At 74.3% G+C, this 19502-nt stretch carries 19 protein-coding genes; 7 read left to right on the top strand and 12 right to left on the bottom strand.

The window, feature by feature from the left end:
- Window positions 1-50 precede the first annotated feature (50 nt).
- The 3 genes from Psi01_RS37780 to Psi01_RS37790 all read right to left on the bottom strand — a co-directional run bounded on the left by Psi01_RS37780 (window position 51) and on the right by Psi01_RS37790 (window position 2948).
- Window positions 51-1295: an RNA polymerase sigma factor gene (locus Psi01_RS37780; protein ID WP_204068984.1), complete on the bottom strand. Its 1245-nt coding sequence runs from the start codon at window positions 1293-1295 to the stop codon at window positions 51-53.
- A 6-nt stretch (window positions 1296-1301) separates the two neighbouring features.
- Entirely contained in the window at window positions 1302-1709 is a 408-nt protein-coding gene (locus Psi01_RS37785; RefSeq protein ID WP_239128336.1) for a YciI family protein, read from the bottom strand.
- 138 nt (window positions 1710-1847) lie between these two features.
- Entirely contained in the window at window positions 1848-2948 is a 1101-nt protein-coding gene (locus Psi01_RS37790; protein WP_204068986.1) for a flavin-containing monooxygenase, read from the bottom strand.
- 57 nt (window positions 2949-3005) lie between these two features.
- Here Psi01_RS37790 and Psi01_RS37795 point away from each other — a divergent pair, with 57 nt between their 5' ends.
- The 3 genes from Psi01_RS37795 to Psi01_RS37805 all read left to right on the top strand — a co-directional run bounded on the left by Psi01_RS37795 (window position 3006) and on the right by Psi01_RS37805 (window position 5050).
- Complete coding sequence (locus tag Psi01_RS37795) at window positions 3006-3341, top strand: ArsR/SmtB family transcription factor (RefSeq protein ID WP_204068987.1); 336 nt, start codon at window positions 3006-3008, stop codon at window positions 3339-3341.
- Window positions 3342-3428: 87 nt separating this feature from the next.
- Complete coding sequence (locus Psi01_RS37800) at window positions 3429-4670, top strand: MFS transporter (protein WP_239128333.1); 1242 nt, start codon at window positions 3429-3431, stop codon at window positions 4668-4670.
- A 32-nt stretch (window positions 4671-4702) separates the two neighbouring features.
- On the top strand, window positions 4703-5050 hold the full coding sequence (locus Psi01_RS37805) for an ArsR/SmtB family transcription factor (protein ID WP_204068988.1): 348 nt from the start codon (window positions 4703-4705) through the stop codon (window positions 5048-5050).
- Here the strand turns inward: Psi01_RS37805 and sigJ are convergent.
- Window positions 5019-5960: an RNA polymerase sigma factor SigJ gene (sigJ, locus tag Psi01_RS37810; protein WP_204068989.1), complete on the bottom strand. Its 942-nt coding sequence runs from the start codon at window positions 5958-5960 to the stop codon at window positions 5019-5021. The genes Psi01_RS37805 and sigJ overlap by 32 nt on opposite strands.
- A gap of 94 nt (window positions 5961-6054) precedes the next feature.
- Window positions 6055-6921, bottom strand: coding sequence for an alpha/beta fold hydrolase (locus Psi01_RS37815; RefSeq protein ID WP_204068990.1), 867 nt, complete (start codon window positions 6919-6921; stop codon window positions 6055-6057).
- Window positions 6922-7444: 523 nt separating this feature from the next.
- Here Psi01_RS37815 and Psi01_RS37820 point away from each other — a divergent pair.
- The gene (locus tag Psi01_RS37820; RefSeq protein WP_204068991.1) at window positions 7445-8278 is read left to right on the top strand and encodes a nitroreductase/quinone reductase family protein; all 834 of its coding nucleotides are present in this window, start codon (window positions 7445-7447) and stop codon (window positions 8276-8278) included.
- Between the two features lie 163 nt (window positions 8279-8441).
- Here the strand turns inward: Psi01_RS37820 and Psi01_RS37825 are convergent, their stop codons facing one another.
- Window positions 8442-8819, bottom strand: a complete 378-nt coding sequence (locus tag Psi01_RS37825) for a winged helix-turn-helix transcriptional regulator (RefSeq protein ID WP_204068992.1) — start codon at window positions 8817-8819, stop codon at window positions 8442-8444.
- 139 nt (window positions 8820-8958) lie between these two features.
- Between Psi01_RS37825 and Psi01_RS37830 the strand changes: the two genes are divergently transcribed.
- Window positions 8959-9795, top strand: a complete 837-nt coding sequence (locus Psi01_RS37830) for an MBL fold metallo-hydrolase (protein ID WP_204068993.1) — start codon at window positions 8959-8961, stop codon at window positions 9793-9795.
- 75 nt (window positions 9796-9870) lie between these two features.
- On the opposite strand, the gene Psi01_RS37835 is transcribed toward Psi01_RS37830, so the two are convergent.
- From Psi01_RS37835 to Psi01_RS37860, 6 genes are all read right to left on the bottom strand, one after another.
- Window positions 9871-10098 carry a hypothetical protein gene (locus Psi01_RS37835; RefSeq protein WP_203879629.1) on the bottom strand — a complete coding sequence of 76 codons (228 nt, stop codon included), beginning with the start codon at window positions 10096-10098 and terminating at the stop codon, window positions 9871-9873.
- Window positions 10099-10214: 116 nt separating this feature from the next.
- Entirely contained in the window at window positions 10215-10814 is a 600-nt protein-coding gene (locus Psi01_RS37840) for a hypothetical protein (RefSeq protein WP_204068994.1), read from the bottom strand.
- Window positions 10815-10939: 125 nt separating this feature from the next.
- Window positions 10940-12847 (bottom strand): ABC transporter ATP-binding protein, encoded by a 1908-nt coding sequence (locus Psi01_RS37845; protein ID WP_204068995.1) that lies wholly within the window; start codon window positions 12845-12847, stop codon window positions 10940-10942.
- Window positions 12844-14604, bottom strand: coding sequence for an ABC transporter ATP-binding protein (locus Psi01_RS37850; RefSeq protein ID WP_204068996.1), 1761 nt, complete (start codon window positions 14602-14604; stop codon window positions 12844-12846). The genes Psi01_RS37845 and Psi01_RS37850 overlap by 4 nt, the downstream gene beginning before the upstream one ends.
- Before the next feature lie 3 nt (window positions 14605-14607).
- Window positions 14608-16683: an elongation factor G gene (locus tag Psi01_RS37855; protein ID WP_204068997.1), complete on the bottom strand. Its 2076-nt coding sequence runs from the start codon at window positions 16681-16683 to the stop codon at window positions 14608-14610.
- A gap of 178 nt (window positions 16684-16861) precedes the next feature.
- The gene (locus Psi01_RS37860; RefSeq protein ID WP_204068998.1) at window positions 16862-18217 is read right to left on the bottom strand and encodes a TrkH family potassium uptake protein; all 1356 of its coding nucleotides are present in this window, start codon (window positions 18215-18217) and stop codon (window positions 16862-16864) included.
- Window positions 18218-18370: 153 nt separating this feature from the next.
- Between Psi01_RS37860 and Psi01_RS37865 the strand changes: the two genes are divergently transcribed.
- Both Psi01_RS37865 and Psi01_RS37870 read left to right on the top strand, forming a co-directional pair.
- On the top strand, window positions 18371-18841 hold the full coding sequence (locus Psi01_RS37865; protein ID WP_204068999.1) for a PPOX class F420-dependent oxidoreductase: 471 nt from the start codon (window positions 18371-18373) through the stop codon (window positions 18839-18841).
- Between the two features lie 31 nt (window positions 18842-18872).
- Window positions 18873-19499, top strand: a complete 627-nt coding sequence (locus Psi01_RS37870) for a GNAT family N-acetyltransferase (protein ID WP_204069000.1) — start codon at window positions 18873-18875, stop codon at window positions 19497-19499.
- The last annotated feature ends 3 nt before the right edge of the window (window positions 19500-19502 follow it).

Genomic DNA, 19502 nt, shown 5'->3' on the forward strand with positions numbered 1-19502 from the left:
GGGGGTGGGGCACCGGCATGTCCGGGCGCGCTCACTCCGGAGAGCCGGGTTCACCCGTCGCCGGTCAGGCGGGCGGCCCGGGAGTGCAGATAGCGCCGCTGCGGAAAGGCGGTGGCCCGCCCTGCCGCCTCCAGATAGGCCTCGCGCGCCTGCGGCAGGTCGCCGGCCATCTCCAGCAGGTGCGCCCGCACCGCGTGGAAGCGGTGGTCGCCGGCGATGCGCCCGTCAGCCTGCAACGCGCCGAGCGCCTCGAGCCCTGCCCGCGGGCCGCGGGCCATGGCGACCGCGACGACGTGGTTCAGCCGCACCACCGGGTTGTCGGAGATGCGCAGCAGCACCTCGTACAGCGCCGCGATCTGCGGCCAGTCGGTCTCCCCGACGCTCGGCGCCTCGTCGTGGATCGCGGCGATCGCGGCCTGGAGCTGGTACGGCCCGGCCGGCCCCCGGGAGAGCGCGGCGGTGACGAGCGCCACCCCCTCGGCGATGTGATCGGCGTTCCACAGGCTCCGGTCCTGCTCGGCCATCGGGATCAGCGCGCCGTCGGGCCCGGTGCGGGCCGGCCGGCGGGCGTCGGTGAGCAGCATGAGCGCCAGCAGCCCCGCCACCTCGCCGTCGCCGGGCAGCAGCCGGTGGAGCGTGCGGGTCAGCCGGATCGCCTCCCCCGACAGCTCGGTGCGCTGCAGGCTCGGTCCCGAGGTGCTGGCGTAGCCCTCGTTGAAGATCAGATAGAGCACGTGCAGGACCGCGCCGAGCCGTTCGGCGCGCTGCGGGCCGTACGGCATGGCGAAGGGGAGGCCGCTGTCCCTGATGCTCTGCTTGGCCCGGCTGATGCGCCGGGTCATGGTCGCCTCCGGGACCAGGAACGCCCGGGCGATCTCCGCGGTGGTCAGGCCCCCGACCGCCCGCAGGGTCAGGGCGATCTGGGAGGCCGGGGACAGCGCGGGGTGGCAGCACATGAACAGCAGGATGAGCGTGTCGTCGGCGTCGCGCTCCGGCCGGTCGGCGGGGGGCGCGAGCCACTCCTCGGGCAGCCGCCACCGGGCGACGGCGTCCTCGCGGCGTCGCCGCGCCTGCAGGCTGCGCAGCAGGTCGGTCAGCCTGCGCGAGGCGACGGTGATCAGCCAGCCCCGGGGGTCGCCGGGAACGCCCTCCTCCGGCCACTGCGCGGCGGCCGCGACGAGCGCCTCCTGCACCGCGTCCTCGGCGGTGTCGAAGTGCCCGTAGCGGCGCACCACCGCGCCGAGGACCTGCGGCACCAGCGGGCGCAGCAGGTCCCCGATCTTCTCGCCGGTCACGGAGGATCAGATCCCCAGGTCGCCCGCGGAGTCGACGATCGGCCGCACGTCCACCACGGACCGGTCGGCGACGTGCTCGGGCACCGGGCACCGCGCCAGCCGGGCGGCGATCTGGGTGGCCCGGTCGAAGCTCTCGCACTCGACGACGGTGTAGCCGGCCAGGACCTCCTGGGTCTCCGGGTAGGGCCCGTCGGTCACCACGGGGACCCCACCGCGCAGCTGGATCCTCCTGGCGTGCACGGGAGCGGCCAGCCCCCTGGCGTCGACGAACTCCCCGGACTCGACCAGCTCCTTGTTCCAGGCCTCCATGAACGCGTGCATCGCCGCCACGTCCTCACCCGACCAGGCCGGCGTGTCGGCGGCCTTGCCGGCCATGACGTCGTAGTCCCGCTGGGAGGCGTACAGCATGATCATGTACTTCACGGGTCTCTCCTCTCCTTCGGCGCCCCCGTGGTGCCCTCGACGGAGACGTCGGAGCCGCCGGGCCGTTCCGGACATCGGACCGCCGCGAGTTCTCGGAATTCTTCCGGGCGGGACCGGCTCAGGTCCGGCTCAGGTCCGGGAAAACCGTACGGGATCGGTCCGGGAGGCGCGGTGCGGCGACGCCGCCCCGCGCCGGGCCAGGTGACGGGCCAGACGGCGGGCCAGGTGGGCCGCGTCGCGGCCGACGCCGCGCAGGGTGTTGGAGGAGGGGGTGCGCTGCCACTCCAGGCCGAGGAATCCGAGCCCGGCGTGCGTGGTGGACAGGCCGCCGCGCTGGCGGGGCCGGCCGGCGGCGTCCAGGGCGCCGAGTCCGTCCAGGTACGGCAGGGCGGGCCGGTAGCCGGTGGCGAAGACGACCGCGTCGACGCGCTCGCGGCGGCCGTCGGCCCAGACGACCCGGTCGCCGTCGAAGCCGGTGAACATCTCCCTGCGCTCGATCCGGCCCGAGGCCAGGGCGCGGCGGTAGCGGCCGTCGTCGAGCACGGGTCCCCTGGGCGGCGCTCCGGCCCGGCGGGCGGGCAGGCGGTCGAAGCCGGTGACGGCGAACCAGAAGTGCAGGTCGCGGCCGAGGGGACGCTGGTTGACGAAGCGGACGGGCGCCCGGGTGGCCAGGGTCACCGAGGCGACGTCCGCGAGGTCGTGGGCGATCTGGACGGCGGAGTTGCCCGCGCCGACCACCACGACGCGCCCGCCCGCGTACGGCGAGGGCTCGCGGTAGGCGGCGGCGTGCAGGATCTCTCCGGTGAAACCGGCCTGTCCCGGCAGGACGGGCAGGTACGGATTGCCGAACGCCCCGCTGGCGGCGATCACACCGGGCGCGGTCAGGGCCGTTCCGTCGGCGAGGCGGACGGTGAAGCCGTCCTCACCGGCCCGCACGCCGGTGACCAGGGCACCGGTGCGGATCTCGGCGTCCAGGCGGGCGGCGTAGCGCTCCAGATAGGCGACGACCTCGTCGCGATGCGGATGGCGATCGGGATCCCCGCCGAAGGGCAGGCCGGGCAGGGCGCTGTAGCGGGCGGGGGAGAACAGGGTGAGGCTGTCGTAGTAGGCGGGCCACGACCCCGCGGTGCGCTGTCCGGCCTCCAGCACGAGGGGGGTCAGGCCCGCCTCGGTCAGGGCGCGGGCGGCCGCCAGACCGGACTGGCCGGCGCCGATGACGATGGTGTCCATGTCCCGGATCGTATCGTCATATCTAGAAATGACAATATGAAAGGAAGGGGAGATGCTATGACCATGACGAACGGGATCGAGTTGACCGACGCGGCCCGCGGGCTGCTCAAGGCCCTGGCCAGCGAGACCCGCCAGCAGATCCTGATGCTGTTCACCGGCGGGGCCGAGCTGACGGTGGGCCAGGTGGCCGAGCGCATGGCGCTGGCCCAGTCGGCCGCCTCCACCCATCTGGCCGCCCTGCGCGAGGGGGGAGTGCTGGCATCCCGCCGCGAGTGGAAGACCGTTTACTACCGGGCCGACCCCGAAGGCATCGGCCGTGCTCTGAGCGATCTGCAGCTGTGCCTGCACGCCTGCTGCCCGCCGGCGGGCAGCTCGCCCGGCGTGGACGGCTGATTCGATATACGGCTAATTTGACACCCTTCTAATCAGAATGACATGCTGCGGTCTACTTAGACATCTTTCGAAGTAGGAGGACCGCCGGTGCGCCGCCTGCCGCTCGCCGACCGCTCCGGTGAGAGTACGGGCCGGTACGGCCGGCGGCTGGTGGCGGCGCTGGCCGTCACCCAGACCGCCGGGTACGGCGTGCTGTACTACGCCTTCTCCGTCCTGCTGGTCCCCATGGGCCGCGACCTGGACGCCGGCACCGCCGAGCTCGCCGGGGCGCTGACGGTCTCGGTGCTGGTCTCCGCGCTGGCCGCGCCGCCGGTGGGCCGCCTGCTGGACGCCCGCGGCGGACGGGTCCCGATGACGGCCGGGGCCGTGCTCGGCGCCGGGGCGGTGCTGGCCTGGTCGCAGGTCACCGACCTGGTGCAGCTGTACGCGGTGCTGGCCGTCATCGGGGTGGCCTCGGCCATGGTGCTGTACGAGGCGGCCTTCACCGTGGTCGTCGCCGTCTCCACCCCGGACCGCCGGGCCGGGGCGCTGCTGGCGATCACCATCGTGGCGGGGTTCGCCTCCAGCGTGTTCCTGCCGCTGACCGGCCTCCTGGTGCAGGAGCTGGGCTGGCGCGCCGCCCTGGTCATCCTCGGGATCGGGTACGGCCTGCTGGCCGTACCCCTGCACGCGCTGGTCCTGCCCGCCCGCGAACCCGGCGGCGGTGAGCGCGACGGCGACCGGGAGCGTGGCGGCGCGACGCCGTCCGGGCCGGGCCGGGCCGGGGCCGTGCGGGCCGCGCTGCGCGGGCGGGCCTTCTGGCTGCTGGCCGCCGCCTTCTTCGCGCAGACCGCCGCGGTCTCGGTGATCGGCGTGCTGCTGGTGGCCTACCTGATCACCCTCGGCCACTCCCCGATGTTCGCCGCCGGCACGGCCGGGCTGCTGGGCGTGCTGTCGGTCACCGGACGCCTGGTCAGCACCGCTCTGACCGCCCGCCGGCCGGTCGCCCCGGTGACCGCCGTCATCTTCGCCGTCCAGGGCGTGGGCGCCCTGGCGCTGCCGTTGCTGGGGCGCAGCCCCGCCGGGGCGATCGGCGCGGTGACGTTGTTCGGCTTCGGCTTCGGGGTGGCGACCATCGCCAGGCCCGCGCTGCTGGCCGACCGCTACGGCACCGGCGCCTTCGGCAGCATCAGCGGCGCCCTGGCCTCGCCGGTGCGGGTGGCCAAGGCCGCGGCTCCGCTGCTGGCCGCCGCGCTGGTCCCGGTCGCCGGATACACCGCGGTGATGGCCGGGGTGGCGGCCTGCTGCGTCGCGGCCGCGGTCGCGCTCGGCCTCTACCACCGCCTATAATTTAGACCGATATCGAAGTAAGGAGTGCCGCCATGACCGCCACCGACGGGCCCTGCTGCGCGCCGATCGCCCGCGAGCCCCTGGCCGAGGCCGAGGCGGCCGAGCTGGCGGTGCTGCTCAAGGCGGTCGCCGACCCGGTCAGGCTGCGCCTGCTGTCGATGATCGGCTCCCACGCCGGGGGCGAGGCGTGCGTGTGCGATCTGACCGAGGCCTTCGACCTGACCGCCCCCACGATCTCCCACCACCTCAAGGTGCTGCGCACCGCCGGGCTGATCGACAGCGAGCGCCGCGGCACCTGGGTCTACTACTGGGTCGTCCCCGCCGCCGTGGCCCGTCTCGGCGCGCTGTTCACCCCGCTGGCCGAGCCCGTCGCCGTCTGACACGCTCACCGCCGGCCGGTGAGTCCTCCGGTCGCCGCAGTTTGCCCGGGGCGCGGACGAAGTCGATCCGGCGGATCAGCCCGTCGGCGACGGTGAAGGAGATGACGGTGTCTACCTCGCCGCCGTCGTAGACGGCCACGCCGAGGACGCCGTTGACGGTGACCCGGGTGAGGACCTGCCCCGGTTCGGCCCTGCCCAGGAGGCCGAGCAGGAAGCGGGCGACCCGTCCGGCGCCGTGGACGGGCCTGCGGGCGGCGTTGACCTCGCCGCCGCCGTCGCTGGTGAGCACGGCGTCGGAGTGGAGGGTCGCGACGAGGGCGCCCAGCCGCCCGCCCGCCGCGGCGGCCAGGAACCGCTCGACGACCTGACGGTGATGGTCGCGGTCGACGTCGACGCGCGCCGCACCCGCGCCGACGTGCTTGCGGGCGCGGGCGGCGAGCTGGCGGACCGCCGCCGGGGTGCGCCCGACGGCGGCGGCGACGTCCTCGAAGGTCATGCCGAAGAGGTCGTGGAGCACCCACGCGGTGCGTTCGGCCGGGGTGAGCGACTCCAGCACCACGAGCAGCGCGAAGCTGACGGACTCGTCGAACGCGACCCGGTCCGCGGGGTCCGGCAGGGGAGCCAGGAGGGGTTCGGGGAGCCACGGGCCGGTGTAGGTCTCCCGGCGTAGCCGCGCCGACCGCAGCACGTCCGTCGCCGCCCGCGCGACCGCCACGGTCGCCCAGGCCCCGACGTCGTGGACGCGGCGCCGCCGGTCGGCGCGGACGAGCTTGAACCAGCATTCGGAGACCACGTCCTCGGCCTCGGACACCGTCCCCAGGATCGCGTAGGCCACCCGGACCAGACGGGGGCGCGCCGCGGCGTAACCGACCGAGAGCTCCGCCTCCCGCTCGCCCCCCGGCCCGGTCACCGGGCGCCCGGCCGCGCGTCCACGGCGATCCCCATGTGCTCCCCCTCCCGGAGGTCGCGTGACGGGGACGGGACTCGGCTGTCCCCGTACGACATCAGGATGCCGCCGTCCCCGTGGTCGTGAGAATGGCCTGCGAGACCGGCTCTGGAGCGTCGCTCATCGGCACGTGACCGGCGCCGGGCAGGACGAGCCGCCGGGTGTGCGGCGGGAGCTGGTCGGTGAAGCGGGACTGCCGGGCGAGGAGTACGCGGTCCGAGGACCCGAAGGCGAGCGTCACCGGCACGGCCACCTGCCGCGCCGCGCGATAGCGGATGGGCCCGGTGGCCCGCAGCGTCGCCAGGAAGCCCGCACCGCGCCCCATGACGGCGACGTCGCGGATCACGTCCTCCCGGCTGACGGCCGCGGGACGGGCGAAGAGCTGCCAGAACAGCAGCCTGCGTCCCCACGCCCGGCGGGCCAGCGCGGTGACCGGCCGCGCGCCGAACCGGCACGCGGCCCAGGTCAGGAACAGGCTCACGGTGCAGTACACCGGCTGGCGCCTCCTCCACAGACCGGCCGGCGACAGCAGGGTCAGCGAGGAGACCGGCCTGAGGCCGGCCAGCTCCAGCGCCACCCACCCGCCGAGCGAGTGCCCGGCGACGTGCGGCGCCTCGAGACCCCATTCGTCCAGGGCCGCGGCCACGGCCTCGGCGAGCCGTCGCGGCGTGGGCGCGGAGCCGTCGTCCAGCATCTCGGAGTCGCCGAAGCCCGGCAGGTCCACCGCGTACACCGTGTGCGAGTCCGTGAGGCGGTCGAGCACCGGTCCCCAGGCCGAGCGTGATGATCCCAGGCCGTGCAGGAGCACCAGCGGCGGCCCGGTGCCGGCCTTGGTGAGGGCGAGCCCGCGACGGGCCCGCCCGGCCGGAGGGGGAGGGGCGGGGTCGTGGACGGAGCGATCGGTCGCCGTGTGGTTGTGGCTCATGCTCCAAAGACGGGATCGAGGCCCCGGAGTGTGACACGGCGCCCGCCGCGGACCGGGCGCCGGGAAACGATGTTGTCCTTCCGCGATCACGGCACTAGGGTGGGACACGTGACTGCCGGGTCGGCCATGGGCCAAGAGCGAGTGGGGCACCCGGCCGCCGCGTGAGCGCCGGGCGGGCCAGGGGCCCGCCTTCCCGTCCGCGTGTGCCGTGCTCCCGCCTCGCGTCGCCGTTTCCTTCTTCTGCGTGCCTCTGCGTGTCCGCGCCGCCTATCGCGCGTCCACGCCGGACTTCCGCGCGCCCTTCCCATGCGTCAGTGAGAGCATCCGCACGTCCGCGCGAGCGTTCCATCATCCGGCGGTGCCGTCCATCGCCGGTCTCTCCGGCCGTCCGGCCCATCGGGCCGTGCCGGAATCCCTTCCCGTCCCCCACGCCGCGGTCCAGGCCGTCCCGCGGTGAGTTCGCCATGCCCGCGTACGGCCCGCGGACCACCGTTCTTCCCGAACCCGAAGAGAAAGCAGACAATTGCCCAACGATTTCAACCAGCAGGTCATCGAAGAGTTCCGCGCCAACGGCGGGCGCGTCGGCGGCTACTTCGAGGGGAGCCGCCTGCTGCTGCTGACCACCACCGGAGCGCGCTCCGGTGCCCCGCACACCGTCCCGCTCGGGTATCTGCCCGACGGCGGCGAACGGGTCCTGGTCATCGCCTCGGCCGGAGGCGCGCCGAAGGACCCGGCCTGGTTCCACAACCTGGTGGCCGATCCCGAGGTCACGGTCGAGGACGGCGTCTTCACCTACCAGGCGCGGGCCGTCGTCCTGCGGGGCGAGGAGCGCGACCGCGTCTTCGCCCGCGCGGTCGAGGCCGACCCCGCCTGGGGCGACTACGAGACCAGGGCGGGGCGCGCCCTGCCCGTGGTCGCCCTGCACCAGACCGCGGGCGGCCCGCCGAGCGCGACGTCGTGGGGAGCGGCGCTCAAGCTGGTCCACGACGCCTTCCGCCGGGAGCTGGCCCTGATCCGCAAGGAGGTCGCCGAGGCGGGCCCCGGCCTCGGCGCCCAGCTCAGGGTGAACTGCCTGACCCTCTGCCAGGGGCTGCACAACCACCACACCGGCGAGGACACCATGATGTTCCCCTCGCTCGGCGAGCGCCGTCCCGACCTCGCTCCGACCCTGGAGCGGCTGGGCCGGGAGCACGAGCAGATCGCGGCCCGCCTCGAGGAGCTGCAGAAGGTCCTGTCCGCCGGGGACGCGGACTCCTCGACGCTGCTCCCCGAGGTCGAGCGGCTCATCGACGAGCTGGAGCGTCACCTGGACTACGAGGAGGAACAGCTGATCCCGGTCCTCGACGGGCACGCCTGACATCGGGCGCGCGGCGCTGTGGCCGTACGGCCCGCACGGTGCGGGCCGTACGGCCACAGCGACCGGGACCGCCGGAGCGGGGATGCCGGAGCCGGGACCTCGGAGCACCGGAGCGAGGGCGTCAGAGTGAGGGCGTCAGAGTGAGGGCGTCAGAGTGGGGGCGTCAGAGCGCCGGGGCGGCCGGGAGCCCGCGGTCGCCGGGGGCGTCCGGGTCCTCGGCGTGGGCCGCCGCCCACGCGCATATCGCGGCCAGCGGCTCCCGCAGGGTCATGCCCAGGCCGGTCAGCGCGTACTCGACGTGCTGGGGCGCGCTGTCCTTGAGCACCCGCCGCTCGACCAGCCCGTCGGCCTCCACGCCGCGCAGCGTCTCGGTCAGGACCTTCTGGGTGATGCCCGGCAGCCTGCGGCGCAGTCCGGCATGGCGCTGGGGGCCGGCCAGCAGCGCGTAGATCACCAGCACCCGCCACTTGGCGGCCAGCCGCTCCAGCGCCCGGCGGGTCGCGCAGCTCTCCTGGAGCACGTCCGGGATCACCGGGGTCATCGCGCCTCTCCGTCGTCGTCGCTCCGTCGTCGTCTCGGGGCCGCGCCGGGCATGGGCACCGGAAAGTGCCTTCTGCCCGGCGGCCGCGCTCCAGCCTAACGTCGGGGTCCCCGATGACGCGCGAAAGGATCTCCCCGTCGTGACCGATCTCAGAATCCACACCCACACCGCCGCCGAGGCGGGCATCTTCGCCAACAGCTACCTGCTGGAGAGCGGGGAGGGGGTGGTGCTGGTGGACGCCAACCTGCTGGTGTCGGACGCGAAGGCGCTGGCGGCCCGGCTGGCCGCGTTGCGCAAGCCGTTGCTGGCGGCGTTCGTGACGCACGCTCATCCCGACCACTTCAACGGCCTGCCGTACGTGGCCGGTGAGCAGGTGCCGGTCTACGCCGCCAAGGCCGTCGCCGAGACGATCGCCGAGATCGCGGTCCCGAAGCGGGAGCAGTGGCGGCCGATGTACGGCGACGAGTGGCCGGACGCCTACCGGGTGCCCGAGCATCCCCTGGCGCCGGGGGAGACCGTCGAGGTCGCCGGGCTGCGGATCGAGGTGCACGCCCTGGGGGCGGCCGAGAGCCACGCCGACTCCTATCTCCTCGTCCACGCCGGTGCGCGGCGGGCGGCCTTCATCGGCGACGTCGCCTTCGACGGGACGCACTCCTACACCGCCGACGGGCACACCGGCGCGTGGCTGGAGGTGCTGGACCGGCTGGCCGGCGAGCTGGACGGCGTGCGCCTGTACCCCGGTCACGGGGCGCCCCACGACACCGGGCTCCTGGCCGGGCAGCGGCGTTACCTGCTGATGTACCGGGAGGCGGTGCGCAGGATCTCCGGGGGCGCCGACCACCTCACCGAGGCGCAGAAACAGGAGCTGACCGGGGTGATGACCCGCTTCCTGCCGGGCGCTCCGCTGGAGTGGCTGGTCGGCCTGGGGGCCGACGCCGTCGCCGCGGAACTGGCCGCGCGGCCCGGCGACGGCTGAGCCGCGGGGAGGGCGGAGCGGCGGCGTGGCCGGGCGCGGTCATGAGGAGAGAACGCGGGCGGGCGCCGGCGCCGGTCAGGCGCTCTGCCGGGTGCGCCACCGGGCGAGGATCTCCCGGTCGGAGGCGCGCTCGGCGGGCTCCTGGCGCAGCTGCTCCTCCTCGCTGCGGGCCAGGGGCAGCCACGAGGCGTATTCGGGGTCGCCGGGGGCGATGTCACGGGTGCCGTCGAGCGTAACGCCGTCGGCCAGCGTGGTCGTGGTGGGGACGCGGAGAGCGCCGCCCGGCAGTTTGGTCACCCGCATGGCCCTGTCCTTTCCGCAGTCGATCCCACCGGTCCCGGCTCAGCATAGTCGCCGGGTCGCGGGGGAGGCCAAAAAGGCGCTGCCCGTCGATGTCCCTTCAGTCCTGTCCTGCCCCGTCAGCCGATGCCGTACCGGCCGGCCATCCAGTGATAGATCTCCTCGGCCGCCGCCTCGTCCTCGACCAGGCCGATCAGCCGGGTCACCCGCCGGGTGAGGACGCAGGCGAAGGACTCGGCGAACAGCTCGCCGGCGTCCTGGCGGTAGGGCGGGTGCAGGTACGGGCCCCTGCGGGAGTGCAGCCTGCTCCACCACTCCGAGCCGGAGGGCCTGTCCTCCATGTGGTCCACGGCGTGCCCCAGCTCGTGCCCGCAGACCGACACGGACGGCGAGGGCGCGCTGCCCACGCCGATCCGGCGCCTCCGGGGGTCGTACACCCCGGACGAGCGCTCCCACGCCCCCGCCTGCACGGGCAGCGGCACGCCCCGGAGCCAGTCGAAGCCGGGGAGGTCCGGGACGGCTCCGGGGCCGATGACGACGCCGCCGCTCAGGTGGCCGGCCAGCCGTACGGCCAGGGCGCGGGGCAGGGCCGACAGGGTCAGGACCGCCAGGAGCGTCTCCGCAGGGGGGAAGGTGCCGGGGTCCCAGTGGCGCCTCAGACGGGGCTCCAGGGGGCCGACGTGCAGCCAGCCCGGACGTCCTGTGCTGTGGTCGGCCACTGCGGCGGCGTCCTCCTGCGCTGTCACATCGGATCGGCCCGGGAAACGGCCGTACGGTTCGCCGTGAACGGCGACAGGTTGTTAATCTACACTGTAAAGGCATTCTTCCAGAAGAAATCCAGAAATCAATCATCCTGCTGTCCTCCGGCCTCGAGGACAAGCTCCTCGCCCCACAGGCGGCGCATTTCCGGGCAGTCGCGCAGCAGCTCGCCCAGACGGCCCCGGCCGACGACCCGGCCGCGGTCGAGCACGATGATCTGGTCGGCCCGTTCGAGCGCGGCCCGCCGGTGCGAGACCACCAGGAGCGTGCCGGGGCCGCTGCCGTCGCGGGCGGCGCCGGCGATACGGTCCCACAGCAGCCGCTCGGTCCCGGCGTCCAGCGCGGAGGACAGGTCGTCGACCACGAGCAGGTCCGGCGCCCGCACCAGCGCCCGCGCGGCGGTGGCGCGCTGGATCTGCCCGCCGGACAGCCGCACTCCGCGGGGCCCGACGACCGTGTCCAGCCCCTGCGCCATCCCGGCCAGGTCCCCGTCCAGCACCGCCAGCTCCAGCGCGGCGTCCAGGCGCTCCCCGGACCGGCCGAGCAGCAGGTTCTCCCGCAGCGACGCCGACAGCAGCCGGGGGACCTGCCCGGCGTAGGCGGCCCGGCCCGGGACCAGGAACGTCCCGGGATCGGCGACGCGGCGGCCGTTCCAGGTGATCGTCCCTGAGTCGAGGGGCACCAGGCCGAGCAGGGCGCGCACCAGGGTCGTCTTGCCCGACCCGACGGCGCCGGTGACCACGGTGAACGACCCCCGTTCGATCCGCAGGTCGACCCCGCGCAGGCCGCGGCCGTTCCCGCCGAACCGCACGGTCAGCCCGCGACCCTCGACGGCGTCGAGGGGGTCGTCGTGTTCCGGCGGGGGTACGGCGGGCGGCGGCTCGCCGCGGAACCAGACGGCGGTGTCCCGGGTCAGGTCGCGGGAGTCCTCGTGCGGGGCCATCAGCCGGCTGAGCCGCCCGGTGGCGACCACGGCCCGCGGCAGGCGGTGGAGCACCACGCCGATGGTGCGCGGCAGCGCCGTCAGCCAGCTGACGTAGGTGGTGAACAGCGCCAGGTCGCCCACCGTGAAGTCGCCGCTGCGCATCGCCGGGGCGGCGAGCAACAGGACCAGGCCGATGCCGATCTCGACGGTCGCGCCGGTCGTGCTCTCCATCAGGCCGGTGGCCAGCCGGTCCTTGACGGCGGCCGCGCGCCGCCTGCGGTTGTGCTCGCGCAGGCGTTCCAGCGCGGCCTCCTCGGCCCCGGCGGTCTTGATCGCCAGGATGCCGCCGAAGATCTCGCCGATGGAGGCGGTGACGGCCGCGCCGAGCGTCCTGGCGTGAAGGTGCAGCCGCCGTACCGCCTCGTTCGCCAGCCGGCTGACGACGCCGACCGCGATCATCGGCACGACGAGCACCACAGTGATGACGGGGTCGATCGACCCCATGATCGCCAGAGCCGCGACGCCGAACAGCGTCGCACCGGCCAGGGAGACGCTCTCGTCGGCGAAGTCGACCAGGTCGCCCACGTCGTCGCGGAAACGCGAGACGGACTCTCCCGTGGAGTGCGGCAACCGGGCCGCGGCGGGGCCGCGCGCGGTGAGGAGCGAGCGCAGCACGTTGGCACGCAGGACGGTCGCCGCGGCGTTCCACCAGTAGTCCCCGTACGACCAGGCGACGACGATCGTCAGGCCGCGGACCGCCTCCGCGCCCACGAACGCCGCGCACAACCACAGCGACTGTTCCAGATCGGCGGCGCGGTGCCCGCCGATCTGGTCGAAGAGCCGCTGCAGCAGCAGTCCGCCGCCGATCGGGATGACGGCGGCCGGCATCCACAGCAGGGCGCCGACCAGATAGCGGCGCAGGTCGAAACCGGCCAGCCGGGCCGCGACCCGCAGAGCGCGCCGCACCTGGCCGCCCTCGCCCGGCCGGGCCTCCGCGGGTCTCGCCTGATCATCCTCTCCGCGTCCCGTCTCACCGCCCTCACCGGGACGGATCTCGCCGGAGTTCATCGGGCCACCCCGGCAAGGCGCAGCATGCGGGCGAAGCGGCTGTCCGGGTCGGCGGCGAGGTCCTCGCGGCCGTACTCGAGGATCCGGCCCTCGCCGACGACGGCGACCTCGTCCACCCGGGACAGGGAGGACAGCCGGTGCGCGATGAGCACCGCGGTCCGGCCGGTGAGCAGCCGCTCGACGCTCTGCTCGATCCGGTGCTCGGTGGCCGGGTCGAGCCGGCTGGAGGGCTCGTCCAGCACGACGAGCCCTGGGTCGGCGAGGAAGGCCCGCGCGAGCGCCAGCAGTTGTGCCTCACCGGCGGAGACGTCAGCGGGGCCGCCCAGCACGGTGTCGAGCCCCTGGGGCAGGCCGGCCAGCCAGAGGCCGAGGCCGACCTCGGCCAGGACCTCGCGAAGCCGGTCGTCGCCGGTCGAGGGCCGGAAGAGCGTCAGATTGTCGCGGACACTGGCGGCGAACAGCTGCACGTCCTGGGTGACGACGCAGATCCTCCGGCGGATCGAGGCGGGGTCGGCCTCCCGCAGGTCCAGCCCGCCGACCCGGACGACGCCCTCGACGGGGTCGTACAGGCGCAGCACCAGCCGGGCGATGGTCGTCTTGCCGCTGCCGGTACGGCTCACCAGGCCGAGCCTCTCGCCGGGCGCCAGGCGGAGGGTGACGTCCGACAGGACCTTCTCCCCGCCCTCCCCGCCCTCCCCGTCGTAGGCGAAGCCCACACCGTCGAGCCGCAGACCGAGCGGGCCGGTCGCGGGCAGCGGGCGGGGATCGGCGGGCGAGGGCAGCGTCCGGGGCTCGGCCAGCAGGGCGCCGATGCGCGCGATGCCGGCCAGCGCCGTCTGGTACCGCCTGAGCTGGTCGATCAGCCGCTCGAACGGGGCGCGCACCATCAGCGTGTACTGGAACAGCAGGACGGCGGTGCCGACCGTGACGATCCCGGACATCCGGCCCCAGGCGGCCAGCCCGAGCGCGATGGCGGTCCCGGCCGCGAAGGCCACGCCCGTGCCCGCCAGCAGGCTGCTGCCGACCCGGTCGCTGCGGAACTCCGCCCGGTGCAGGGCGGCGGCGGACTGGTGGAAGCGCCTGACGGAGTGCTCGCCCGCGCCGTTGGCGCGGATGTCCTCGACCGCGGTCAGCCGCTCCTCCAGGCCGCCGAACAGCGTCGCGTGCTCCTGGCGCGCGCGGGCGGCCGAGGGGACGGCGAGCCGCTGGGCGCGGGCCATGCCGTACCCGATCAGCGCGCAGTAGGCCGCCAGTGCGCCGCCCAGGCGCGGATCGACGGTGGACACGATGACGAGCACACCGGCCAGCAGCAGGACGCCGGCCACGACGTCCAGCAGGAACGCCACGGCGAACTCGGCGACGGCGACCACGTCGCCGTCCACCCGCTCGATCATCTCGCCGGGCGTGCGGCGGCCGTGGAAGGCCATGTCGAGGCCGAGAGCGTGCTCGGCGAGTCTCTCCCGCAGGCGGTCGGTGCCTTCCCAGGCCAGCCGGCCGGCCAGCCAGGCGGTGAGCGTCCGGGCGGCCTGCCCCGCTACGGCGACCACGAGGTAGCCCAGAGCGATCAGCGTCAGATGGCCGGTACCGGCCCCCGCGGCGGCGTCGTCGACGAAACGGCGGGTGAACTGGGGCGCCGCCAGCGGCAGCGCCGTCGCGGCCGCGATCGCCACGGCGAGGGCCGCCGCGGAGTGCCGTCCCGGAAGCAGGGCGCGCAGAACCTGTCGCCGGGCCCGTCCGGCCCGGATGGAGTGGGCCATCGGTCAGGCCCTCCCGCTCAGGTGCAGCAGGTACTCCTTGCGGTTGAGCGGGTTGCGGTCCGTCCGCGGCCGGGACGGGGCCGCCCCGGAGACCGGCTCGTAGCGGTCGAACGCGCATTCCAGCACGCCCTCGCCACGGGTCAGCCCCGGAAGCCGCTGCTGCAGCTCGTGCACCCGGGCCGCCGGGATCCCGCCCTCCAGCAGGCAGGCGGGGCCGTCGGCCACCGTCGTGCGCGGTACGGCGCGCAGCCGAGCCAGCACGGGCAGGACCGGCCCGAGCGCGTCGGCCGGGATCTCCAGGCGGAAGCGGTGGACCGGCTCGCACACGACGGTGCCGGCGCGCCTGAGCGCGCTCATCAGGACCAGCGGCGTCAGCAGGCGGAAGTCCCTGGCGGTGCTCGTCGGGGAGGTGTAGCCGGACTGCGTCACGGTGACCGTGCAGTCGACGACCCGCCATCCGCGCAGGCCCTGGTCCAGGGTCTCCAGCACGGTGTCCCGCATCGCCGCGCGGAAGTCCTCGGTCGTCTTGTAGATGTACAGCGGCACCGACTCGACCTTGACCTCCGTCCGGAACCGCACACCGGTGCCGGGCGGGGCCGGTTCGATCCGCAGCCCGACCGTGGCCGGGAACGGGTTGCCCGCCCGGCCGAGGAACTCGGCGGCCTCCCCGGTGCCGGCGAGGCGCTCGACGCAGATCGCCGTGGTCTCGCGGAAGCCGACGTCGAGGCCGAAGTCGGCGGCCAGGGTCTCCTGGATGACCTCCTTCTGCACCTCGCCGTAGAGCGAGACGGAGGTCTCCCGCCGGATGTCGTCGTGCCGCAGGTTGATCAGCGGGTCCTGCTCGGCGAGCCGGGCGAGCGCGGCGTGCAGCGCGGCCCCCCGCCCCGGGCGGCGGGGCACGACGACGGTCTCCAGGGTCGGCGGGGCGAAGTGGCGCCCCCGCCCGGCCGCCCGGGGAGCGCCGAGCGTGTCGCCGATCCGGGCGCCGGCCAGGCCCCAGATCTTCGCGATCCGTCCCGCGGTGAGCGCCGGGCGCGGCACGGCCGAGCCGCGCTCGAAGACGTGGATCGCGGTGACCTTGGCCTCGCCGTCTTCGCCGTCCTCGCCGTCCCGGCCGAACCGCAGCCGGTCGCGCACGTGGACGCTTCCGGAGAACAGGCGTACGTAGGCGATCTTCTCGCCGGCGGCCCCGCGGTCGATCTTGAACACGGTGCCGGAGGCGAGGGCGCTCTCGTCCGCGCCGGCGACGGGCAGCAGCCGGACGATCGCGCGGGTCAGCTCCCGCACGCCCGCACCGGTGATCGCCGAACCGAGGAACACCGGGTGCGCCAGGGCCCGCCCGGTCTGCGCGGTCAGTTCCCCGAGCAGCCGGCCGTACGGCAGCGGCGTGCCGTCGAGGCAGGCGGCCAGCACGGCCTGGTCGTGCTCGGCCAGGGTCTCGGCCAGCCGGGTGGCGAAGGCGTCGTCGGCCGGTTCGTACGGGGCGGGCGCGCCGTCGGTTCGGCCGTAGGAGGCGGGTGCCTCGTCGGCCGGGTCATACGGGGTGGGCGTGTCGTCGGCGGGGCCGTACGGGATGAAGGCGGCCGCGCGCGTTCCCGGGTCGTGCGCCGTGCCCATGGCGACGGCGGCCGGGGCCAGCTTGCGGTGGATGTCCCGCAGGACCCGGCCGGGGTCGGCCCCGGCGCGGTCGATCTTGTTGATGAAGACCAGTGTGGGGACGCGCAGCCTCTGCAGGGCGCGCATCAGCAGACGGGTCTGCGCCTGCACGCCCTCCACGGCGGAGACCACCAGGACGGCTCCGTCGAGCACGTCCAGCACCCGTTCCACCTCGGCGACGAAGTCGGGGTGGCCGGGGGTGTCGATCAGGTTGACCGTGACGTCGTCGACGACGAAGGACACCACCGCGGACTTGATGGTGATGCCGCGCCGGCGCTCCAGCGCCAGCGTGTCGGTCTGGGTGGTGCCGTCATCGACGCTGCCGACCTCGTCGATGGCCCCGGCGGTCTGCAGCAGCCGCTCGGTCAGGCTGGTCTTACCGGCGTCTACATGCGCCACGATCCCAAGGTTGAGCGTATGCACGAAGCGTCATGTCCTCTGGATGGATGAAGGCCTGTTCGCGGATGGACATGTACGCTCGCCGCATTTCGGCTCCCCCTGGCTCGATCATCGCCTTCACCGTGAGTACAACAATCCGGGGCCCGGCCGGACAACTGGTTTATCCGGGGCCGGTCCCGGCGCGAGGGTCCGGGCGACCGGCTCAGCCGACGATGACCTGCTCCTCGGGCATCTCGTAGCGGCGTACCCGGGTCCGCAGCGCCAGGGCGGAGAAAAGCGTGGCCGGGCCCACCCGGCCGGCGAACATCAGCAGGGCGACCAGGAGCTGCCCGGCCGGGGTGAGGGCGGCGGTGATGCCGGTGGACAGGCCCACCGTGGCGAAGGCCGAGATCGTCTCGAACAGCAGCTTGTCCAGGCTGTGCGGGGTGATGGCCAGCAGCACGTAGGTGGAGACGATCACCAGGGCCACCGACAGCAGGGCGATGGTCAGCGCCTGGCGCTGCACGGCGGCGGTCAGGCGGCGGTGGCCGGCGTTGACGCCGTTCTCGCCGCGCAGCTCGGCCCACAGCACGTAGGCCAGCACGGCGAAGGTGGTGACCTTGACGCCGCCGGCGGTGCCGGCGCTGCCGCCGCCGATGAACATCAGCACGTCGGTGGCCAGCCAGCTGGTGGGCTCCATCGCCGCGATGTCGATGCTGTTGAACCCGGCGGTGCGGGGCATCACCCCGGTGAAGAACCCCGCCAGCAGCTTGCCGGGCACGTCCATCGGCCCCAGCGTCCGGGGGTTGGCCCACTCGGTGATCGTGAACACCAGGAAACCGGCGAGCAGCAGCACCGCCGTGACGACCACGGTGATGCGGGTCAGCACCGACCAGCGGCGGGGGTGGCGCCAGGAGCGGAGAAGCTCGAACACCACCGGGAAGCCCAGGCCGCCGACGATGACGCCGGCGGCGATGGGCAGGCAGATCCACGCGTCGGTGGCGAAGCGCACCAGGTTGTCGGGCAGGAGGCCGAAGCCGGCGTTGTTGAAGGCCGACACGGCGTGGAACAGGCCCAGGTAGGCCGCCCGGCCGAGCGGCTCGCCGTACCCGGTGGCGAAGCGGATCGTGAGCACGGTGGCGATGACCGCCTCGGTGGCGAGGCTGAACAGCACCACGTTGCGGATCACCCGGCGCAGGTCCGCCATCTGCAGGGCCTTGGTCTCGGCCTGGGCCCACATGCGGGCCCGCAGTCCCAGCCGCCCGGAGACCATCACCGCGAACAGGGTGGCCAGCGTCATGATGCCCAGGCCGCCTGCCTGGATCAGCAACATGATGACGACCTCGCCGAAGGTCGACCAGTGGCCGCCGGTGTCGACCACCACCAGGCCGGTGACGCACACCGCCGAGATCGAGGTGAACAGCGCGTCGATCAGCCTGGTCGGCTCGCCGGACTCACCGGCCAGGGGGCTCGCCAGCAGGGCGGTGCCGACGGCCGCCGCGGAGGCGAAGGCGGTGACGATGATCTGGGCGGGGTGCTGGAAGCGGTCCAGCACGGACTGGGCGGTGGGGCGACGCATCACCCGCACCATCCTGCCCGTGTGTCGGCACCCCCGGCGCGGCGGCTCTCCGGCCGGGGGTGCGAGGATCGGTGATCGAGCACCGACCGCTCCCAGAACCACCACCGGCCGGCCCGGGTCTCCGCGCCGGCCGGGCACGGAAAGGCATGTGAGATGGCTCCGAAGATAGCGACCGTGCGCCGGGCCGAGCTGCCCGAGCTGCTGGAGTTCCTGCGCCCCCGGCACCACGGCCTGCTGTCGACCACGAGGGCCGACGGGCGGCCGCAGCTGTCGCCGGTCACCTGCGGGGTCGACGACAAGGGGCGGATCGTGGTCTCCACCTATCCGGAGCGTGCCAAGACCCGCAACGCCCGCCGCGACGGGCGGACCTCGATCTGCGTGCTGTCCGACGACTGGGACGGCCCCTGGGTGCAGGTGGACGGGCACGCCGAGGTGCTGGACATGCCCGAGGCCCTCGACGCGCTCGTGGACTACTACCGGTGCATCGCAGGCGAGCATCCCGACTGGGACGAGTACCGCGCCGCCATGCGGCGCCAGGGCAAGTCCCTGATCCGCATCCGCATCGACCGCTGGGGCCCCATCGCGACCGGCGGCTTCCCGGCCCGCCTGGTCCCCGGCGACTGAAGCCCCGGCCGCTCGGAACGGATGGAGCACGATGGACCTGCTGCCTTTCGACCCGGCGCACGCGGCCGTGGTCGCGGGCTGGGCGGCCTCCTCCCGGGAGGTCGCGATGTGGTGCGGGCACAGGGGCTTCCCCCTTCCCCCGGAGGTCGTCGCGGGCTGGGGGACGGCCGGGGACGTGCGGGCCCGCATGCTCGTCCAGGAGGGGACCCTGCTCGGCTACGGCGAGCTGTGGATCGACGAGGAGGCGGGCGAGATCGAGCTCGCCCGGATCATCGTGGCGCCGGACGCCCGGGACCGGGGGATCGGCCGACGGCTGGTGCGGGAACTGACCGCGCTGGCGCGGCTGACCGGGCCGGCAGGGGAGCCGGGCCACACCGCGATCTTCATGCGGGTGCACCCGGACAACGACAGGGCGCTGCGGTGCTACCGGCAGGCGGACTTCGTACCGGTCGGCGACGGGCAGGCCGCGCAGTGGAACGCCGGCCAGCCGGTCGAGTACGTCTGGCTGCGTTACGCCGGGCCCGGTGACGCCGGGCCCCGGGACGCCGAGGCCGAGGACGCCGGATCCGGGAGCGGCGGGTCCGGTGACGCCGGGTCCCGGGACGCCGGGCCCGAGGACATCGGGGCCGGGGACGCCCGGTCCGACGACACCGTGTGAAGG

The sequence above is a fragment of the Paraplanobispora siamensis genome (assembly GCF_016863175.1).
Lineage (GTDB): Bacteria > Actinomycetota > Actinomycetes > Streptosporangiales > Streptosporangiaceae > Planobispora > Planobispora siamensis.

Excerpts from the sequence above, each read along its gene's own strand:
- Psi01_RS37835 (WP_203879629.1), bottom strand. The coding sequence starts at position 10,098 with ATGCGGGTGACCAAACTGCCGGGCGGCGCTCTCCGCGTCCCCACCACG.
- Psi01_RS37795 (WP_204068987.1), top strand. The coding sequence starts at position 3,006 with ATGACCATGACGAACGGGATCGAGTTGACCGACGCGGCCCGCGGGCTG.
- Psi01_RS37815 (WP_204068990.1), bottom strand. The coding sequence starts at position 6,921 with ATGAGCCACAACCACACGGCGACCGATCGCTCCGTCCACGACCCCGCC.
- Psi01_RS37860 (WP_204068998.1), bottom strand. The coding sequence starts at position 18,217 with ATGCGTCGCCCCACCGCCCAGTCCGTGCTGGACCGCTTCCAGCACCCC.
- Psi01_RS37825 (WP_204068992.1), bottom strand. The coding sequence starts at position 8,819 with ATGACCCCGGTGATCCCGGACGTGCTCCAGGAGAGCTGCGCGACCCGC.
- Psi01_RS37870 (WP_204069000.1), top strand. The coding sequence starts at position 18,873 with ATGGACCTGCTGCCTTTCGACCCGGCGCACGCGGCCGTGGTCGCGGGC.
- Psi01_RS37785 (WP_239128336.1), bottom strand. The coding sequence starts at position 1,709 with ATGATCATGCTGTACGCCTCCCAGCGGGACTACGACGTCATGGCCGGC.
- Psi01_RS37850 (WP_204068996.1), bottom strand. The coding sequence starts at position 14,604 with ATGGCCCACTCCATCCGGGCCGGACGGGCCCGGCGACAGGTTCTGCGC.
- Psi01_RS37790 (WP_204068986.1), bottom strand. The coding sequence starts at position 2,948 with ATGGACACCATCGTCATCGGCGCCGGCCAGTCCGGTCTGGCGGCCGCC.
- Psi01_RS37845 (WP_204068995.1), bottom strand. The coding sequence starts at position 12,847 with ATGAACTCCGGCGAGATCCGTCCCGGTGAGGGCGGTGAGACGGGACGC.
- Psi01_RS37865 (WP_204068999.1), top strand. The coding sequence starts at position 18,371 with ATGGCTCCGAAGATAGCGACCGTGCGCCGGGCCGAGCTGCCCGAGCTG.
- Psi01_RS37805 (WP_204068988.1), top strand. The coding sequence starts at position 4,703 with ATGACCGCCACCGACGGGCCCTGCTGCGCGCCGATCGCCCGCGAGCCC.